The sequence below is a fragment of the Scatolibacter rhodanostii genome, from assembly GCF_900197595.1.
In the GTDB taxonomy this organism is placed as follows: domain Bacteria; phylum Bacillota; class Clostridia; order Oscillospirales; family Acutalibacteraceae; genus Scatolibacter; species Scatolibacter rhodanostii.
Window position 1 is genome coordinate 390,577 of record NZ_FZLO01000001.1, and the last position, 18,748, is coordinate 409,324.

General features: G+C 39.1%; 20 protein-coding genes. 16 read left to right on the forward strand and 4 right to left on the reverse strand.

What is annotated here, in order from left to right; all coding sequences use genetic code 11:
• Nucleotides 1-15: 15 nt before the first annotated feature.
• The gene (locus tag CS931_RS01805) at nt 16-312 is read left to right on the forward strand and encodes a YlmC/YmxH family sporulation protein (RefSeq protein WP_242964873.1); all 297 of its coding nucleotides are present in this window, start codon (nt 16-18) and stop codon (nt 310-312) included.
• A gap of 143 nt (nt 313-455) precedes the next feature.
• Here the strand turns inward: CS931_RS01805 and CS931_RS01810 are convergent, their stop codons facing one another.
• A complete protein-coding gene (locus tag CS931_RS01810; protein ID WP_099204049.1) occupies nt 456-683 on the reverse strand; it encodes a hypothetical protein in 228 nt (75 codons plus the stop codon).
• 76 nt (nt 684-759) lie between these two features.
• Nucleotides 760-1,893 (reverse strand): hypothetical protein, encoded by a 1,134-nt coding sequence (locus CS931_RS01815; protein WP_099204050.1) that lies wholly within the window; start codon nt 1,891-1,893, stop codon nt 760-762.
• A gap of 139 nt (nt 1,894-2,032) precedes the next feature.
• Between CS931_RS01815 and CS931_RS01820 the strand changes: the two genes are divergently transcribed.
• The 12 genes from CS931_RS01820 to CS931_RS01870 all read left to right on the forward strand — a co-directional run bounded on the left by CS931_RS01820 (nt 2,033) and on the right by CS931_RS01870 (nt 14,258).
• A complete protein-coding gene (locus CS931_RS01820; RefSeq protein WP_099204051.1) occupies nt 2,033-2,254 on the forward strand; it encodes a YabP/YqfC family sporulation protein in 222 nt (73 codons plus the stop codon).
• A gap of 12 nt (nt 2,255-2,266) precedes the next feature.
• Nucleotides 2,267-3,496: a sporulation protein YqfD gene (locus tag CS931_RS01825; protein WP_099204052.1), complete on the forward strand. Its 1,230-nt coding sequence runs from the start codon at nt 2,267-2,269 to the stop codon at nt 3,494-3,496.
• Between the two features lie 387 nt (nt 3,497-3,883).
• Nucleotides 3,884-4,831: a PhoH family protein gene (locus CS931_RS01830; protein ID WP_099204053.1), complete on the forward strand. Its 948-nt coding sequence runs from the start codon at nt 3,884-3,886 to the stop codon at nt 4,829-4,831.
• A 41-nt stretch (nt 4,832-4,872) separates the two neighbouring features.
• Entirely contained in the window at nt 4,873-5,370 is a 498-nt protein-coding gene (ybeY, locus tag CS931_RS01835; protein WP_099204054.1) for an rRNA maturation RNase YbeY, read from the forward strand.
• The gene (locus CS931_RS01840; RefSeq protein WP_159459715.1) at nt 5,363-5,869 is read left to right on the forward strand and encodes a diacylglycerol kinase family protein; all 507 of its coding nucleotides are present in this window, start codon (nt 5,363-5,365) and stop codon (nt 5,867-5,869) included. The genes ybeY and CS931_RS01840 overlap by 8 nt, the downstream gene beginning before the upstream one ends.
• A 160-nt stretch (nt 5,870-6,029) precedes the next feature.
• Complete coding sequence (gene era, locus CS931_RS01845; RefSeq protein WP_099204056.1) at nt 6,030-6,953, forward strand: GTPase Era; 924 nt, start codon at nt 6,030-6,032, stop codon at nt 6,951-6,953.
• A gap of 134 nt (nt 6,954-7,087) precedes the next feature.
• Complete coding sequence (locus CS931_RS12555) at nt 7,088-7,288, forward strand: hypothetical protein (RefSeq protein WP_143826219.1); 201 nt, start codon at nt 7,088-7,090, stop codon at nt 7,286-7,288.
• Nucleotides 7,206-7,952 carry a DNA repair protein RecO gene (gene recO, locus CS931_RS01850; protein ID WP_099204057.1) on the forward strand — a complete coding sequence of 249 codons (747 nt, stop codon included), beginning with the start codon at nt 7,206-7,208 and terminating at the stop codon, nt 7,950-7,952. Before CS931_RS12555 ends, recO begins: the two co-directional genes overlap by 83 nt.
• Before the next feature lie 123 nt (nt 7,953-8,075).
• On the forward strand, nt 8,076-10,439 hold the full coding sequence (locus CS931_RS01855; RefSeq protein ID WP_099204058.1) for an endonuclease MutS2: 2,364 nt from the start codon (nt 8,076-8,078) through the stop codon (nt 10,437-10,439).
• A gap of 101 nt (nt 10,440-10,540) precedes the next feature.
• On the forward strand, nt 10,541-12,433 hold the full coding sequence (htpG, locus tag CS931_RS01860; protein ID WP_099204059.1) for a molecular chaperone HtpG: 1,893 nt from the start codon (nt 10,541-10,543) through the stop codon (nt 12,431-12,433).
• A 23-nt stretch (nt 12,434-12,456) separates the two neighbouring features.
• A complete protein-coding gene (locus tag CS931_RS01865) occupies nt 12,457-13,770 on the forward strand; it encodes a CPBP family intramembrane glutamic endopeptidase (protein ID WP_099204060.1) in 1,314 nt (437 codons plus the stop codon).
• A 14-nt stretch (nt 13,771-13,784) separates the two neighbouring features.
• Nucleotides 13,785-14,258: a nucleoside deaminase gene (locus tag CS931_RS01870; protein WP_099204061.1), complete on the forward strand. Its 474-nt coding sequence runs from the start codon at nt 13,785-13,787 to the stop codon at nt 14,256-14,258.
• A 132-nt stretch (nt 14,259-14,390) separates the two neighbouring features.
• Here the strand turns inward: CS931_RS01870 and CS931_RS01875 are convergent, their stop codons facing one another.
• Nucleotides 14,391-14,690, reverse strand: a complete 300-nt coding sequence (locus tag CS931_RS01875) for a hypothetical protein (RefSeq protein ID WP_143826220.1) — start codon at nt 14,688-14,690, stop codon at nt 14,391-14,393.
• Nucleotides 14,691-15,143: 453 nt separating this feature from the next.
• Between CS931_RS01875 and CS931_RS01880 the strand changes: the two genes are divergently transcribed.
• Both CS931_RS01880 and CS931_RS01885 read left to right on the forward strand, forming a co-directional pair.
• A complete protein-coding gene (locus CS931_RS01880) occupies nt 15,144-15,821 on the forward strand; it encodes a tyrosine-protein phosphatase (RefSeq protein ID WP_099204063.1) in 678 nt (225 codons plus the stop codon).
• 59 nt (nt 15,822-15,880) lie between these two features.
• Nucleotides 15,881-16,573, forward strand: a complete 693-nt coding sequence (locus tag CS931_RS01885; RefSeq protein ID WP_159459716.1) for a tyrosine-protein phosphatase — start codon at nt 15,881-15,883, stop codon at nt 16,571-16,573.
• 163 nt (nt 16,574-16,736) lie between these two features.
• Here the strand turns inward: CS931_RS01885 and araA are convergent, their stop codons facing one another.
• A complete protein-coding gene (gene araA, locus CS931_RS01890; protein ID WP_099204574.1) occupies nt 16,737-18,206 on the reverse strand; it encodes an L-arabinose isomerase in 1,470 nt (489 codons plus the stop codon).
• A 315-nt stretch (nt 18,207-18,521) separates the two neighbouring features.
• Between araA and CS931_RS01895 the strand changes: the two genes are divergently transcribed.
• A complete protein-coding gene (locus CS931_RS01895; RefSeq protein WP_099204065.1) occupies nt 18,522-18,725 on the forward strand; it encodes a DUF1858 domain-containing protein in 204 nt (67 codons plus the stop codon).
• Nucleotides 18,726-18,748 lie beyond the last annotated feature (23 nt).

An 18,748-nucleotide genomic window follows, 5' to 3' on the forward strand; every position in this document is an offset into this window, starting at 1 on the left:
TGCGGGAGGCTTATCATGAATTGCAGAATGGGCGAGTTGCGAAATAAAGAAGTAGTCAATGTGAAAGACGGTATAAAAATTGGGTATATTTCTGATATAGAAATTGATACAAAGACAGCTCGGCTTAGTGCTATTATCATTTATGGTCGTCTGCGTTGGCTCGGCCTTTTGGGGCGTGAAGATGATGTTGTTATCCCATGGTCGCAGATTACCTTGATAGGAAGCGATGCTGTTTTGGTAGAATATGAAGAGCCAAGAGAATATAAGAAACATAGTGTCATTTCTGAGTTTTTAGATAAGATTAGTTTTTAAAAATACAGCAAAAAAGCCATAAAACGAAGCAACTTTCATTCGTTTTATGGCTTTTTTATTTTATTAGTAGATTTTGAAAGTTGATATAGAAATAAGAGAAAAACAAGAAATAAAATTATATGTAATGGTTTAAGCGACAAAAGTTATAGAGAAAAGTCATCAGCAGTATAGCCGTCTTTTTTTAAAACAGGCTGGACTTTAGGAATTCTTTTCAAAGGATTGTATTCGAATTTTTTGCAACCCTTATCACTAAAAACCAACTGCAAGCTGCAATGAATATTTTCTTTTTTACCAGCATTATGAGAACAGTAATCACAAGAGGGCTCGATATAATTACCAAATAATTTTTTCTTCCGTCTAAATAATGACATGTAAACCATCCTTATGTAAAATCTTAGTTACCGTTTTTGCCATGAATCCAACAAAATTGAATTCCATTATATCATCTTATTCTTTCTTCTGCAATTGGGTTTTAGAGGAAATCAGCAGAAAAGCAATACACATGAGCAGTAAAAAGAATCCTGATGCGGCTGACATAGTTATACCACCCGATTGCACGGCCTGCCCCGTATTTTGAAAAACAGAAGATGTCTGCGGAAATATTCTCTGTAAAACGGAAAAAAGAAATGCTGAAATAAAACCGTGTATAAAACGGAAAAGTATAAATTTTAGCTTAGAAAGAGGGAATTCTTCAAAGAATGAAAAAACCTGAAAATGGACACAAAAACCAGCGAATGCAAGGGCAAAAGCATAAAACAAAGATGGTGAAGCGTAGGTGACAGCCTTTGAGACACCTGCCGCAATTTCAAACAGCATGGAGAGTAAGCCGGAAGAGTGATAATAGGAGGTGTGTAAGAGCTGGCTTAGCCATAATGAAAACATTCTGATGACACCGATACCTTCTAAAAAGCTGTAAAATGCTGAAAAAAGAAGAATAGCGGCACACATTTTCACCATAGATTTGGCAGCGTCAGAGGCCGCCAATACGATAGCGTTCCCGTTGTTACTTTTAGCGTGTTGTTTTGTGGTTGTGTCGATATCCTGAGGAATCTTATCAAAGAAAGCCGTAACCATACCAAGCAGAATACCTGAAACTGTGACTGCGATAAAAAGAAATAAGCCTACTTGACCGTTTTTAAGCAGTCCTGCACCTAAAAAGCTGACAACAAAAGCAACGCCTGGGTTAATACAGAATAAAAGCATTCTCCCTGCTTGCTTTTTCGTGATATATCCTGATTTTAGTAGCGATGAAATACCTGCAGCGCCGGAGGGATATCCACCGATGAAACCCAAAATCAAGGTAGAAGTGGCTATTTTAGGAAGTCTAAACAGATATTTTGTTCCAAGCCCTAGCACCTTTCCAAAAGAAGAAGCTGCTCCTGAATGAACAGCATAAGAACTAAGAGCAACAAAAGGGAAAAGAGTGGGGACAAGCACTTTTAGGCAATAAAGTAAGCTGTTACTCACCGCAATTTTTATCGGTTCAGGGAATAACAACAATCCCGCTCCAAAGCAGAGAACAGCAAAAACAGGTAAAAATAGCTTGAGTTTTCGGGGCAAAATGACGAGAAAAGTGTCCATAAGAAATCCTTTCTGAATAGGTGTACAAATATTGTTCATATCTATGAAAAATAAAGGCAATTCATTCATGTTTTGAGCGTAAAATGAATCATTGCACAAGCAAGCGCATATGATTAGAAGATAGGTAAAGGGGGATATTATGGAAGAGAAATCAATGCGCGGACCAAGGATTGAATTGGTTGGCAACCGCTCTGTGATTATAGATGGGTGCGACGGCATTATTGACTATGATGAAAATAAAGTAGCTGTTCGTTTAGGGAGAATTACGGCCAATATTACGGGTCATTCTATGCGTTTGAGAGTGTTGACAGAAAACACAGCTATTATAGACGGGTATATTCATGCAGTGGAATATACATAAAGCGGAGGGAAAATGGTTAGCAAAATTTTTCATTGGTTGACGGGATATGCCTGTTTCGAAATAGAGGGCCAAACGGCAAGGTTTTTAAATGTTGCTGTAAAAAGTAACTTGCAAATGTGGAATATAAGAAGAAAAAATGAAAAATCAGTGGGATACATACGAGCAAATCAGTATAAAAAACTGCGCGCTATTAGCAAACGATGTTCTACAAAATTGAGATGTCGCTATAAGAGGGGACTTCCTTTTTATACCTACCGCTTTAGCCGGCGGAAAGGGCTTTTTTTGGGGACTGTTATGGGCATCGTCCTCTATTTTTTTCTAAGTGGATTTATTTGGAATGTAGAAGTGAACGGACTTGAAAGCTTGACACAGGCGCAAGTTAGAGAGGCAGCAAAACAGATTGGTGTGTATGAAGGAGCTTCCCAAAAAAATTTCAATGCTGCTGCCGCTGCTGTCGAAATGAAAGTAAAGATTCCTGAAATCAGTTGGGTATCTTTTAATACAGACGGCTGCACAGTGCAGATTGAGATAAAAGAAGCAGAAGAAAAGCCCGAAATGGAGCTGGGCGATACACCGTCGAATATCATTGCCGAAAAAGAAGGCGTAATTGTTCATATAGAAGCACAGACGGGCATGAAAAAAGTAGATATTGGCGATGTTGTCGAGAAAGGCCAGCTGTTAATCACAGGCATTTACTCAGAAAACTTGTCGCCTTATATCCAAAAAAAAGCACCGGTTAAGAGTTATGTTCTCAAAGCCAGAGGAAGTGTAATTGCCGAGACAGTAAGAAACTATGAGGTTGAAGTCCCTAGAATAAAAGAAATAGAAGTAGAAACAGGAGAAAAGACGAACTCTTATTTATTGTTTTTTGGTATAAAAATTCCGCTCGGATTTCTTACAACGGTAGAAGACAATACCAGAGTCTATGAAGAGGTTAATATGCTTCATTTACTTGGCAAAGAAATTCCAATTGGCATTCGAAAAGAAAATTATGTTTTTGTTGAAAAAGAGCAGAAAGAGTTGACAGAAGAAGAAATGAAAAAAGCGGCTCTTTACCAATTACGTGCAAGACAAAAAAGAGAATTAGATGAATCTGCCAAAATAATGGAAGAAAGCTTTGAATATGAAATGACAGAAACCGGATGTAGACTTAAAACAATTTGTCGATTACAAGAGGAAATTGGAATACAGGAAGAGGTTTTGTGGAATATAACAGATAGTGATGGTGTTTTTTATCAATAATTCATAGACTTTTGTATTGATGAATCGCAAAATAGTATGGTATAATAACTGTAAAGAAATTGTAATTTTTCTTTACAGTTACTTTTTTATAGTCATATGCTACTAGTAAATATCATTCAATTTTGTGAGATGCAGAACGCTTTGATAAAAGATAAATAACTTTTTGAAATTGTTTTTAGACCCTATTTTAAAGAGATATTCTAACACGACTAAAACTAAATTTGATGGGACATTATTTTTAGAGGATTTGCGCTTTACTGTTTATATAGATTAAATGAAAAGCAATTCATTAGATATCGTGCTTGGCATGAACGTTGCTATTACTCTTGGTTATGGAACCATTATGATACAATAAAAATTATGTGGGAAAGATAAAGGGGAAGACGTTTGGAAGAAAAAATTCTTTTAGATAGCTTAAAGCAAGCGGAAGAAATTTTTGGCAGCTTTGATGGCAATACACGTCTGATTGAAAAAGAATATAGTGTGAGTATTGTCAGCCGCGGCTCTGAACTCAAAGTCAGTGGTCGAGAAGAAGATGTTGCTAAAGCAGTTCGAGCCATTAAAAGTTTAATTACGCTTGTGGATAAAGGCGAAACACTAACCGATCAAAGTGTACGGTACTGTATTCGTATGGTGAACGAAGATAGTGAAAATCATTTTGTGCAGATGGCAGGAGACTATGTCTGCCTGACCAGTAAAGGGAAACCCGTAAAACCCAAAACTGTGGGGCAAAGACAATATTGTGATGCTATTGCTCAAAATACGGTTACCATTGGGGTTGGACCGGCGGGAACAGGTAAAACCTATCTTGCGGTTGCCATGGCGGTGAGTGCTTTTCGTCGTCAAGAAGTCAGCAGAATCATCTTAACTCGACCAGCTGTAGAGGCGGGTGAGAAGCTGGGGTTTCTGCCGGGTGATTTGCAGCAGAAGGTAGACCCTTATCTGCGCCCTCTATATGATGCTTTATTTGATATGCTGGGAAATGAGGCATATCAGCGCCATTTAGAGCGTGGCAGCATTGAAGTGGCGCCACTGGCTTATATGAGAGGTCGCACACTGGATGACAGCTTTATTATTTTGGATGAGGCCCAGAATACAACTCCCGAACAGATGAAGATGTTTTTGACAAGGCTTGGTTTTGGCTCCAAAATGATTATCACAGGCGATGTAACGCAGATTGATTTACCAGGCGGTAAAAAATCCGGATTAAAAGAAGCTTTGCGAATCCTAAAAAATGTGGAAGATATTTCGATTTTCCGTTTCACAGAGAAAGATGTGGTGCGCCATAAATTGGTTATGGATATTATAAGAGCGTATGAGAGAGATGCAAAGTAACCACGAACAACAGTAGAAAATAGAGCAGGGGGACATTCGATATGAATAAAATTAAAGTAGTTATTTCCAATAGGCAAAAAGAAGTGAAGATTCCAACAGGTATCCGTATGTTGGTACGCCGCTGCTGCAATGCTGTTCTTCAGTTAGAGGAGTTTGAGGATTCTGCTGAAGTTAGCGTGACATTTGTGGATAATGAGCAAATTCACGAAATGAATAAGCAATATCGTGATCGTGACAGCGCAACAGATGTCTTGTCTTTTCCTATGGGAGAAAACGGTGAGTACGACATAAATCACGAGAGTGGAGCAAAAATTCTCGGTGATATTGTAATCTCTGTTCCAAAAGCAGTTGAGCAAGCACAGAATTATGGGCACAGCTTTAGCCGAGAAGTTGCTTATCTCACAGCACATTCCATGTTGCATCTTTTAGGATATGACCATGAACAAGGCGGCCTTGAGAGAGTTCGCATGCGTGAAAAAGAAGAGCTTGTCATGCAAGAATTGGGATTACCGGCTAGTGCAAGCTATACGAATGGATAAGCAATCATTGGTAAAACGGTCTGTTCTTCGCAGTTTTAAAGATGCCTTTCGGGGGATTTGGTGCACTGTGAAGTCAGAGCGTAACATGAGAATTCACTTAACGTCAGCATCTTATGTGCTTTTTGCAGCTTTTTCATTAAAGCTGACAAGAATGGAAATAGCAGTGCTGATGATGACAATTGGTGTGGTAATTTCTGCTGAAATGCTCAATACAGCCATTGAAAAGCATTGCGATTTCAACCAAAAAAACTATTGTGGCCCTATTCGTGATGTCAAAGATATAGCGGCAGGTGCTGTATTGATGACAGCGATTACAGCGGTGTTTGTTGGTGTGATGATTTTGTGGAGAGAATCTCTGTGGGTATTTTTGTGGTCATTTGTACAATATCCAGTTAAAGGAATTTTACTTCTTGTCAGTCTTGTTATCGCATGGTTTTTTATTTTTTGGGGACCGCTTAAGATTGGCGACAAAATCAGTCAAATATTTAAGAAGAGATAGTGAATACTTATAAAATGAGAACAGGCGGGGAAATCTCTCCGCCTGATTTTAAGAGATAGACAGAAAAATTATAATAACATATGATAAAATTACCGGCGCTGCCGATTGACAGCGGTTTTGTGTCTTTTCAGGCATAAAGCCAAGAGAGGGCATAAAATTTATGATAGAAAACACAAATATGGATAAAATGAAATCGGCGTTTATCGCCATTGTGGGCAAACCAAATGTAGGAAAATCCTCCATTTTGAACAGCCTGATTGGCCAGAAAATTGCTATCGTTTCGAAAAAACCACAAACAACTCGTACTCGTATTATGGGTGTTTTGACCGAAGGAGAAGACCAAATCGTCTTTATTGACACCCCGGGGCTTGTAAAACCACGTAATACGCTGGGTGATTATATGCTGAAAGCCGTTACAACTTCTGTTTCAGGGGTTGATGCTTGCTTGCTGGTTATTGAAGCCGGAACCGATATTTCAAAAGCGGATATGGATTTGATTAAACGTTTTCAAAGCAATAAAATTCCCGTTGTGCTGGCAATTAATAAAGTAGATTTGCTCAAAGATAAAACAGCCATCATGCTGCAAATTGAAAAATATGCAGCACTATATGATTTTACGGCGTTAGTGCCTGTTTCAGCCAAAAAAGGTGACGGTCTTGACTCCTTGCTCGCAGAATTAAAGAAATTAGCTATGGAGGGTGGTCACTTTTTCCCTGATGATACACTGACCGACCAACCGGAACGAGTAATTGCTGCTGAAATTGTGCGTGAAAAAATTCTGCGTCTTTTGGACAAAGAAATTCCTCATGGAACTGCAACGGTGACAGAAAAAATGCAAGAACGTGACGGGATACTGGACATTGACATCACCATTTTTTGTGAACGTGCAACCCATAAAGGAATCATCATTGGTAAAGGTGGAGCCATGCTGAAAAGTATTGGAACCAAAGCCAGACAAGATATGGAAAATTTCTTTGACTGCAAAGTGAATTTGCAGCTTTGGGTGAAGGTAAAAGAAGACTGGAGACAACGCCCGGGAACCTTGCAATCACTGGGATTTTCGGAAAAAGACTTTAAAATTTAAGAAGCATAAGCATAAAAAATGTGAAAAACCTATCGCAATCTGTCGAACAAACAATAATTTTCCATTCATAACTATCTAAATTCGTGCAAATACTGTTTATAAGAACTTCATGTCTTTGAAAGGGGGACGTATTTGTGGACGAAAAAAACGCTTGGGAAAACTTTTGCAAAACAGGTAAAGCAGAGGATTATATTAAATATTCACAGATGAAAAACCATCAGATGAGAAGTGGAATTATTCAGGAGGATCAGCATGCAAATCCAAACGCAGGGCTTGATTATCAGGGAGCAGACGGTGGGCGAGAGCGACCGTTTGGTAACGGTGTTGACGGCTGATGAAGGCGTTTTGCGGGCATTTGCCAGACGGGCTAAAAATATAAAAGACAGTAAGAATTCAGCGACACAAATTCTATGCTATTCCCGTCTAAATCTCTACAAAGGGCGGGATAAATACATAATTAACGAAGCCATTCCCATTGAAGTCTTCTTCGATTTGCGCAAGGATATTAGTAGGCTCTCGTTGGCGCAATATTTTTGTGAAATTATTGCAGAGTTCTCTCCTGAAGGAGTGGATTCTGCTGAATATTTGCGTTTAGCACTCAATGCGCTCCACTTTTTGTGCAAGGGCAGCAAACCAGAGTTGTTGCTAAAATCGATTATAGAAATGCGCCTTTTGACCTATGCCGGTTATATGCCTGACATTGTTGGCTGTGCTTCTTGCAATGCTTATGAATCCCCCCATATGCATTTTATGATTAATGAGGCCAATATTCTGTGTGATAATTGCTTTAAACCAGGACCTGAGCGCTCTGCTCCCATGAATCCGGCTGTGTTGAAAGCGATGCGTCATATTTTATACAGTGACACAGAGAAAATGTTTGCGTTTCAGTTGACGGAGAGCTCTCAAACAGAGCTTGCCGCCGCTTCTGAAGCTTATTTGCTAAGTATATTAGACAGAAAACCCAAAACGTTAGACTTCTATCATATGATAGCAAACTAGCAGCATTTGTTTTTAGCATGAGAGTAATGTCTGCCAATGAGTAATTTGCATTTACAACGAGCAGAATGTATTTTTCTTACAGATATAAAAGAAATGTTATGATTCCTTTAGAAAGGAAGCTATATGAATAAAAATGAAAAAACACTGGAACTAGATAAAATTTTGCAAATGCTTGCCAATGAAACATCAACCACCGATGCTGCTGAATTGGCTTTAGCAGTTGAACCTACGCACGATATAAATAGTGTAAAAGATAAATTAGAAGAAACGGATGCTGCGTATATACTTTCGGCTAAATTTGGTTCACCGTCTTTTTATGGCATGGTAAATGTGAGCAATGCACTTCGCCGTGCAGAAGCAGGTGGCAGCCTTAATATGGGCGAGCTTTTGCGAGTAGCCTCAACTATGCGTGCGCTTCGCTCTCTTAGCCAGTGGAGACAAAAGAGTGAAGGTACAAAAACGAAAATTGATGGATACTTTCAAGTTATTTATACCAATAAACAGACAGAAGATCGAATTTTCACAGCTATACTCAGTGAAGAAGAAATGTCAGATAATGCGTCCGTAACGCTAGCCTCTATTCGGCGAAAAATCAAAAATATGTCGGTGAGTGTGCGAGATAAATTAGACAAGCTGATTCGCTCACAGACACATCAGAAACATTTGCAAGATGCGATTGTTACCATGCGGTCGGGTCGTTTTGTGGTGCCTGTTAAAGCAGAGTATAGAGCAGAAGTGCCGGGTCTTGTACATGATTCTTCATCCAGCGGTGCAACGGTGTTTGTAGAGCCGATGGCCGTGGTAGAAGCGAACAACGAAATTCGTGTTTTACAAGCTAAAGAACAAGAAGAGATGGACCGCATTTTGCAAGAACTTTCTACAGCAGTAGGAGCAGACGCTAGTGAAGTGATTCGCAGCTACGAACACGCTTTGACACTAGATTTGATTTTTGCTAAGGCAAATCTTGCTTATAAGATGAAAGCGGTTATGCCTAAAATCAATAACGACGGCAAGGTTCTAATTCATGAAGCTAGACACCCGCTGATTGACCCACATCAGGTAGTGCCTACCAATATTTCTTTGGGAAACTCTTTTGACACCCTTATTATTACAGGCCCAAATACAGGTGGTAAGACGGTGGCTTTAAAGACAATAGGCCTTTTAACCTTGATGACAATGTGTGGGTTAATGATTCCGGCAGGTGACCACAGCGAAATTGCCATTTTTGATAACATTTTGGTAGACATTGGGGACGAGCAGAGCATAGAACAATCTCTATCCACATTTTCATCGCATATGACGAATATTATTAAAATTTTAGCGCAGGCAAACGAAAAAAGTTTGGTGTTGATGGATGAATTGGGTGCTGGTACAGACCCAATTGAAGGAGCGGCTTTGGCGACTTCAATCATTGAAGAGCTTCGGAGAAAATCGGTGCGCCTTGCTTGTACAACACACTATGCCGAGCTGAAAGCCTATGCTTTGCAAACCGAGGGTGTGGAAAATGGTTGCTGTGAATTTGATGTAGCTACATTGCGCCCAACTTATCGTTTGCTCATTGGTGTGCCGGGTAAATCCAATGCTTTTGCTATTTCAAGACGATTGGGTATGCCGCAGATAATTGTGGAAAGAGCCAGTGAATTGGTTTCAGATGAAAGCCATAGTTTTGAAAAGGTCATTGGTCAGTTGGAAAAGAGCCGCAAAAAATTAGAAAAAGAGCTTTTTGAAAGTCGTCAGCAGAAACGAGAAATACAGCAAAAATTAGAAGAGACCAATAAATTTCATACAGAAGCAGAGCAAAAAGCACAAAAAGAGATTGATAAGGCTCGACAAGATGCAGAGCAAATTGTTGCCATGACAAGAGCCAAAGCAGAAGGTCTGATTCATGAAATGGAAGAGCTGCGCCGCCAAAAGAACAAAGAAATATCGGCTGACCAAAAGGCGAGAATGCGTGCTGGTATCAAAGAGCTTGATAGTGTGGCAAACCCAGTGAGGGAGAGAAAAAGTGATGGCGATTATGTGTTGCCTCGAAAACTCAAAGCGGGAGACAATGTTCTAATCTTTGATATTGATAAAAAAGCCGTTGTACTCGAAGAGCCAAAGGGTGAAGTTGTTTTGGTGCAAGCCGGTATTATCAAAACAAGAGTGAATCTAAAGAATCTGCGGTTACTGCAAAATCAGGCGAATAAGCCGCAGAAGAATGTGCCAAAACATCGTACGGTGACAAAGGCAGTATCTGAAAAAGCAACGACAGAGCTTGATTTGCGAGGCATGAATGTAGAAGAATCACTGATGGAAGTGGATAACATTTTAGACCACGCTGCACTCATGGGTATTGCGCTTATCACCATTATTCACGGCAAGGGAACAGGTGTGCTGCGAAATGCGGTGCAACAACATTTAAAGACCTGTTCTATTGTAAAGAGTTTTCGCCTTGGCACATATGGAGAGGGCGAAAGCGGTGTAACAATTGTTGAACTCAAATAGTTGTCATAGAAAATTTACAGTTTTAAAAAGGGGAATTGGTTGAATTCCCCTTTGTTTTATATTAGAATAGTGATAATAGTTAAAGAAAGAGGGAATTGAAATTGGCAGTCAAGCAGTTTAAAACAGAATCAAAAAGAATTTTAGATTTGATGATTCATTCTATTTACACACACAAAGAGATATTTATTCGAGAATTGGTTTCGAATGCCAGCGATGCGATTGACAAGCTTTATTACAAAGCTTTGAATGATGGCAGTACAGGTCTTGACCGAAACGATTTTTATATTCAAATTGATTTAGACGCAGAAAATCGTACACTTACTATCTCTGATAATGGTATCGGCATGACAAAAGAAGATTTGGAAAATAATCTAGGCGTCATCGCTAACAGTGGTTCTTTGAAATTTAAAAATGAAAACGACAAAAAAGATGAAATTGACATTATCGGACAGTTTGGTGTAGGTTTCTATTCTGCCTTCATGGTAAGTGACACGGTTACAGTTGAATCAAAAGCATTTGGCAGCGATGAAGCTTACCGCTGGACATCTTCAGGTGCTGACGGCTATGAAGTGGAAGCTTGTGAGAAAGAAACGCACGGCACGAGTATCACGCTCTATCTGAAAGAATCTTCAGAAGACGAAAATTATGATGAGTTTTTGCAGGCTTATCGTATTTCTTCCTTAATCAAAAAATATTCTGACTATATCCGTTACCCAATTAAAATGGAAATGCAGAAAAGCCGCTTGAAAGAGGGCACAGGCACAGAAGAAAAAGAAGCTGAATATGAAAGCTATACTGAAGTGGAAACACTCAACAGTATGGTTCCGATTTGGAAGAAATCTAAAAGCGAAGTTAGCGAAGAAGATTATAATAATTTCTATAAAGAAAAATTCATGGATTGGCAAAATCCTCTCCATGTCATTCGCACCTCTACGGAGGGGGCTGCTACTTATGAAGCCCTGCTCTTTATTCCCGAAAAACCGGCAATGGATTATTACAGCAAGGAGTTCGAAAAAGGACTGCAACTTTATGCCAGTGGCGTCATGATTATGGAAAAATGTGCAGATTTGCTACCAGACCATTTCAGCTTTGTGAAAGGACTCGTTGATTCACAAGATTTATCACTGAACATTTCCAGAGAAATGCTGCAGCATGACCGTCAACTGAAAATTATTGCGGGACGTATTGAAAAGAAAATTGCGTCTGACCTTAAATCAATGTTGCAAAACGATAGAGAGAAATATGACAAATTCTTTGAGAGTTTTGGCTTGCAGCTCAAATTTGGTATGTATGATCAATATGGTATGCATAAAGATGAGCTCAAAGATTTAGTTCTTTTCTATTCTTCTACAGAGAAGAAATTAGTGACGCTCGCTGAATATGTTTCGCGTATGAAAGAAGACCAGCAGTATATTTATTATGGTGCAGGCGAAAGCTATGAAAAGGTTTTGCAGCTGCCGCAAGCTGATGCTGTTTCTGAAAAAGGCTATGAGATTCTCTGCCTGAAAGACAATATCGATGAATTTGCTCTTAAAATGTTGCGCACTTACGAAGAAAAAGAATTTAAAAATATTTCATCTGCAGACTTAGATTTGCAGTCTGATGAAGAAAAAGAGCAAGCCGAGAAATTGGCACAAGATAATGAAGGTCTCTTTAATTTCATGAGAGATTCTCTGCAAGATAAAGTAAAAGCCGTGCGGTTGTCTAAGCGTTTGAAAAAGCACCCTGTCTGCATTTCAACTGATGGTGAGATTACCACCGAAATGGAAAAAGTATTGAATGCTATGCCAACAGGAGAAAAAATCAAAGCCGAGCGTGTTCTAGAGATTAATGCGGCACATCCTGTTTTCGAAGCATTGCAGGCTTTGTATGAAAAAGATGATGAAAAGCTCAAACTCTATACAGAGATTCTTTATAATGAGGCACTTTTGATTGAAGGTTTGCCGATTGAAGATGCAGTAGACTTTGCATCGAAAATTTGCTCTTTGATGTAACAAAATGCTGGAAAGGTGTTGCTATGAATTATCCGAACGAAACTGATTTTGCAGGTAAAACGGATGGGAAAGATGTTGAAACTCCAAAAGAGGAACTCCCTCTTCCAGATGGGATAAAAGCCGTAGATGATAATAATGGGGCTGAAGCTGAAACAGCAAAAGCACCTACCGATGAATCTGTGCAGTCAACAGCAGAACTGCCCCGAAACCCGGGGTATGCACCGCCGTATGCTACACAACCTATGTATGGATATGCTCCTCAGGCTGTGCCGGCCATGCCATACTCTTTTTGGGACCCAATGAAAGCAAAAAGAAAACTAATGCGTTCTTCCGTAAATAGTGCAGGATTTATTTTAATAGGAACCATGATGGCCATGCTAATATTGAGTGCTATTTTTGGAGCAGTAGTCCAATTTCTTGCACAAGCCGGAAAATTTGATTTCTTTGCAAGTTATGAACAAACCCTTTATTGGTTCCAGTCTTCTTTATCGGCAGTCAGTTTTTTAATCCCCACACTCATTTTCATAAAAACATCTAAGTTTTCTTTGGGTTCAGCTTTAAAGTTTGAAAAAGGAGACTTTCTCTATAAATTATGTTTCATTTTCTTGGGGGTGGGTGCTGCTTTCCTATCCAATATCCCAGGGCAGTTGGTGAGCAAGCTAGTAGAGTATCTTGGCTTTAGAACAGCAGAAGCTCCCGTTCCCTCCGAAATGACGGCAGACTTGTTATTGCCATACTTGCTGCAACTGGTTATTATAGCACCCTTGGTAGAAGAATTTGTATGTCGTGGGGTCATTTTATCGGCACTTGAAAAACATGGCCAGCTTTTTGCGATTACGACATCAGGTTTACTTTTCGGACTTATGCATGGTGATATTGCCTCTATGGTCGTGGCGTCTATTGCGGGGATGTTGTTTGGACTCATCTATATCAAAACGCGCAACCTTTGGGTAACAGTAGTGATTCATGCGCTCTATAATTTAACAGCCACAATTTCTTCTTATAGTTATCTCTTCGTTGAGGAAGAAACAGCATTGCTGATTTCTAACTTGTTGACGGTGATTCCGATTTTATTGAGTGTTGTGGCATTGATTGTTCTATTCACTGTCTATCGCAGCAAAATGTTTGATAAAAGAAAAAGTGATACTCAAAAGTTGAAAGCAGTAAGTTATCCGTCACAGCCGGGAATGCTCTATCCGTCTAATGTTGCTCCTATGTATTGGGAAGCTCCTGTGAAATTTTCTCAGATAGTAGCGACATGGTTTACGTCAGTGCCGGTATGGATATTAATTGTCTATGTAGCGTTTAATTTTGTTGCAACCAATCTTATGCTTTAGAGGAAATGTTGTTCATGTCTCAGATAAAAAAATTGGAATTTATTCCTCAAAAACAATATATGGAAAAGGCTCTTCAACTGGCAGAACAAGCCGGAAAAATGGGGGATGTTCCCGTTGGAGCAGTTATTGAAAAGAATGGTGTAATTGTTGGAACAGGCAGAAATCGGCGGGAGGAAAAGCAAAATGCTCTTTGCCATGCCGAAATAGAAGCCATCCATGAAGCTTGCCAAAATCTAGGTTCATGGCGTCTTTCTGACTGTTGTATGTATGTGACACTGGTACCTTGTCCCATGTGTGCAGGGGCTATCTTGAACGCTCGAATTGACAGGGTGGTTTTTGGCGCAGATGATGAAAAACTTAACCACTCTGCATTAGAGGTTTGGGGCAATTCAGGTTGGCAGAGCACACAACTGTTTCGTAATTTTATGCAGGAAGAGTGCCAGACCCTTCTAAAAGAATTCTTTTCTAACCTTCGAGACACTCGATAAAAATAAAAAACCAGTTTTGGATAATACCAAGACTGGTTTTTTTAAATTGATATATAAAGAAAAACAAAGCTGGAAGACCAGCTCTGTTTTCGAGGTAAAATATGAAAAAGACTAAAAGCCCTTGTACGCAAATTACATTCTAGATCGATTATACTCTGAATCAAAAGTATTGTTGCTAAAGGTGATTTCTTGTTTTGGACTATACCTTTGCGCATTAGATCTGAAATAGTTAGGATCTGTTTTCCTTTTTTTCCATACAAACAGAACATAGAGAACTGGTATGATAGCCAAAAGTAAAAAGGCAAGAACAGAAGGAAGAATATTGGTTTGTTTTGTAACAACAGCACGAATTTCTTGACTTTGTTGTGTGTTTGTGTCATTCGATTCTATGTAAGAAGTGTTGGCAGAACTGGTTTCTGCTGAAGTCATCAATTGTATTGATAACCTGCTAAAACCTATTATAGCAATGACAGTCAACGAAAGTACTAAGACAAATCTCGAAGCACTTTTTATAAATCTTTTATACATCTCAACCGCCTTATTTCATCAAAAAGTTGATTATATTCGTTACATAATTTTTATAAGTGTTACAATTTAGTTACAGTTTAGCATAGGTTATTCATTTTTGCAAGAGGAAATCGAAAGATTAATAAAACGTTCATATTCTACACAGATAAAGACAAAAAAAGCCCAAGATATAGTCTGCTTGATGTGAATAAGTTTGTTTTTTGTACTATATTATGATACAATAAAGGCAAACAAGTTTATATACAAAATAAAGATTTACTTTTTATTCCTTGCAGTCACTATCTCAATAATTTAATGAAACAAGTATCTAAATGCGCTTTCTTATGAAATAGTTAATTTTGGCGAGGAAGTGATTTTTTGAGCCAGCGAAGAATTATACTGGGCGATACAGACAATACGAGAGATTTGGGTGGATATCCAATCGGCAAGTTCGGTATGACAAAATATAGTGTGTTTTGGCGAAGCGGAGTTCCGAAAAATCTGTCAAAAGACAATATAGAAATGCTCAAACGGATGAGAATAATAACGGTCATTGATTTAAGAGCGGCGGATGAGTTAAAACGTATGCCTAGCTGTTTTGTCAATAGAAAAGACTTTAGTTATTATCATTTACCTATTTATGCCAATCGCACCAGGGGAAAGCCGCTAGAGTATTTTTCTATGCTCTCAAGTCCTGGTATGGCGAAGATTTTTAAAATACAGGCTGCGCTGCTCTCTGGATGCTTGTTTCACTGTAGAGCAGGAAAAGATAGAACAGGCGTGATAGCAGCACTTCTTCTTTTATTGGCAGGGGTAGAAGATTCGGATATCATAGCTGATTATGTAATGACCTATCCGTATTTGGCAAAGCGGTTAGAAATCATTCAAGAGCAGAATCCGGATTTTCCAGCCTATGTAATTCATTCAGAGCCAGAATATATGCAAGGCTTTCTTTCACTTTTTCATAGAAAATATGGAACAGCAGAAAGGTATCTATCGCTGATTGGGCTAACAAGCAGAGAGATTAAAAAATTGAAAACAAAACTGGTGGATTAATCTTCATAGCATAACTTCAAAGTTTGAAAGACGACTAATTTTTATGGAGGAGTGATATTTTGAGTAAACGAAGAATTATACTGGATAACACAGAAAACACGAGAGATTTAGGCGGATATCCCACTGACGAAGCTAAGATAACAAAGTATGGTGTGTTTCTCCGTAGTGCAGTTCCAGTGAATTTAAGCAAAGCAGACAGCAAAATGTTAAAGCAAATGGGAATTAACACGATTATTGACTTCCGAGTAGAAGATGAAATTGAACGTGTGCCGTCTTACTTTGCCGATAAAGCTGATTTTATATATTACAGTTTACCTATTCGAGGAAGTCATTATATGCGCAATGGGCCAGAAGCCATTTCAGCTGCTTATATGAAAATGTTGCAGAGTGAGGCCATGCCAAAAATTTTCAAAATTCAGGCAGAAATGTCGGGTGGCTGTTTATTTCATTGCACAGCTGGAAAAGATAGAACGGGGACAGTAGCCGCTATTCTGCTGTTATTGGCCGGTGTATCTGACTTAGATATTGTTGCAGACTACGTTATGTCCTACCCATATCTAGCAAGATTTTTAACTATTTTTCAAAAGGAAGATCCTAATTTCCCGGCCTATGTGTTGCGTTCCGATCCAGAATATATGCAGGGTTTTCTTGCGCTTTTTCATGAAGAATACGGAACAGCCGAAAACTATTTAGCCTCGATTGGGGTGACAAACCAAGAGATTGAAAAACTCAGAGCAAAACTGGTTGACTAACTTTTTTATTATATTATATTATAGTATAACAACCTATTTATGGTATTCCAGTATTAAATCAAAAAGTGTAATATTTTAAATATAGAAAAATAGAGACACAAAACAGTATCCACCAACGCGAGAATATCGCACAGGTGGATACTGTTTTGTGTATTTTTAGAGCTTATTTTAATTTCCAGATTAAATCGGCTAATAAAAGATCTTGCTCAAATCGTTCAGGCGTTGTATCTTTATTAATATGGACAAATTCAATATCCATAATTCTTGCCCAATCACGCATTTCTTCTGCGTTTAAGTCATAGCTGAGAACAGTGTGGTGTGCGCCGCCGGCCAAAATCCAAGCTTCTGCACCTGTTTTAAGGTCTGGCATAGGTTTCCACATAATACGTGCAACAGGTAGATTAGGCATTTCTAGGGTTGGTACAACACAGTGGATATCTTGCACAATCAAGCGTAGTCTGCCGCCCATATCGACGAGGCTGGCAACAATACCGTCACCCTCATGGCCTTCAAAAACGAGACGGGCAGGGTCTTTACGGTTGCCGATACCAAGTGGGTGTACTTCGATTTTAGGTTTATCAGCGGCAAGAGAAGGGCAGACTTCCAGCATATGGGCACCTAGGCTCAATTCATTGCCTGAAGTTAAGTCATAAGTGTAATCCTCCATGAAGGCCGTGCCGCCAGTTTTGCCTTCTGCCATTGCTTTCATCACGTGGGTCAATGCGCTGACTTTCCAATCGCCCTCGCCGCCGTAGCCATAACCTTTTTCCATAAGTCTTTGGCTGGCAAGACCAGGGAGCTGCTCCATACCATATAAATCTTCAAAAGTATTGGTATAAGCGGAAGCTCCTTTCTCTTTTAGGAAACGCTCCATAGCAATTTCAACTTTAGCTTGATAACGCACAGATTCAAGGTTATTCGTGACCATAACATATTTTTCGTTATACTCTTTCAGTAACGCATCAATTTCTTCTTCTGTGACAGCTTCAATGTATTCTACAAGGTTGCCAACCGGCCAAGTATTCACTTGCCAGCCTAGCTTTTTCTGCACTTCTACTTTGTCGCCCTCAGTGACGGCCACTTCACGCATGTTATCGCCAAAACGAACCACCTTGAGAGATTTGCTGACAGCAGCACCAACAGCAGAACGCATCCAGTTGCCCACTTTTTCTTGAACTTCTTTGTCTTCCCAATAACCGACAACAATTTTGCGAGCCATGCGCAGTCTAGCAGCGATGAAGCCGTGCTCTCTGTCACCATGAGCACTTTGGTGAAGGTTCATGTAGTCCATATCAATTCCCTCGTTCGGGATTTGACGATTGAATTGTGTGTGCAGATGTAGATATGGTTTTTGCAGAGCATTGAAACCATTAATCCACATTTTGCTAGGGCTAAACGTATGCATAAAGGTAATGATACCAGCACATTCGTCCGCATAATTCACTTCTTTGACAACCTGTGAAATTTCATCAGGTGTTTTCATGACTCCTTTAAAAACAACTTCGCAGGGGAGGCTTTCAGAGTTGTTCAGTTCCTCCACAATTCTGCGGCTGTTTTTTTCTACTTGTTCCAATGTTTCAGGGCCATACAAAAACTGGCTTCCTGTTAAAAACCAAAATTTGTAGTTTTTCATATTTTCCATGATTCTATCTTCCTTTCTAAAGTTGTACATACCTTTAATACTATTATACATATATTTGGATAAAAAACGAGAGGTAAAATTAGAAAACTAATCGTTTGATGTAGAAATAATTAAGAGAGATTACTGTGCAAAATGACAATACCATATTTAAAAAAGCGGAGAAAATTAAATACAATAGCAAAATAAAGTTCATGATATGTTTGTTTTTATGTATTGCAAAAACAGCCTCGGGGGATTATAATATAAATAAGATTATCTTCAAATTGAAGTTAGTCTATAATTAAAATAAAAATAAAGGAGTTTGACATGGCTGTTATTACAAAAGATACCATTATTGGCGATATTTTGGACATGGACGGCACAACAGCGCCTTTCTTTTTACAGATGGGTATGCATTGTCTGGGTTGTCCCGCATCTCGCGGCGAAACAGTTGAGCAGGCATGCATGGTTCATGGTGTAGAGTGGGAAGAGCTCGTTGACGCTTTAAATGAACACATGACAGATAAATAAAAGTCGCCTAATGCCGCTCGACT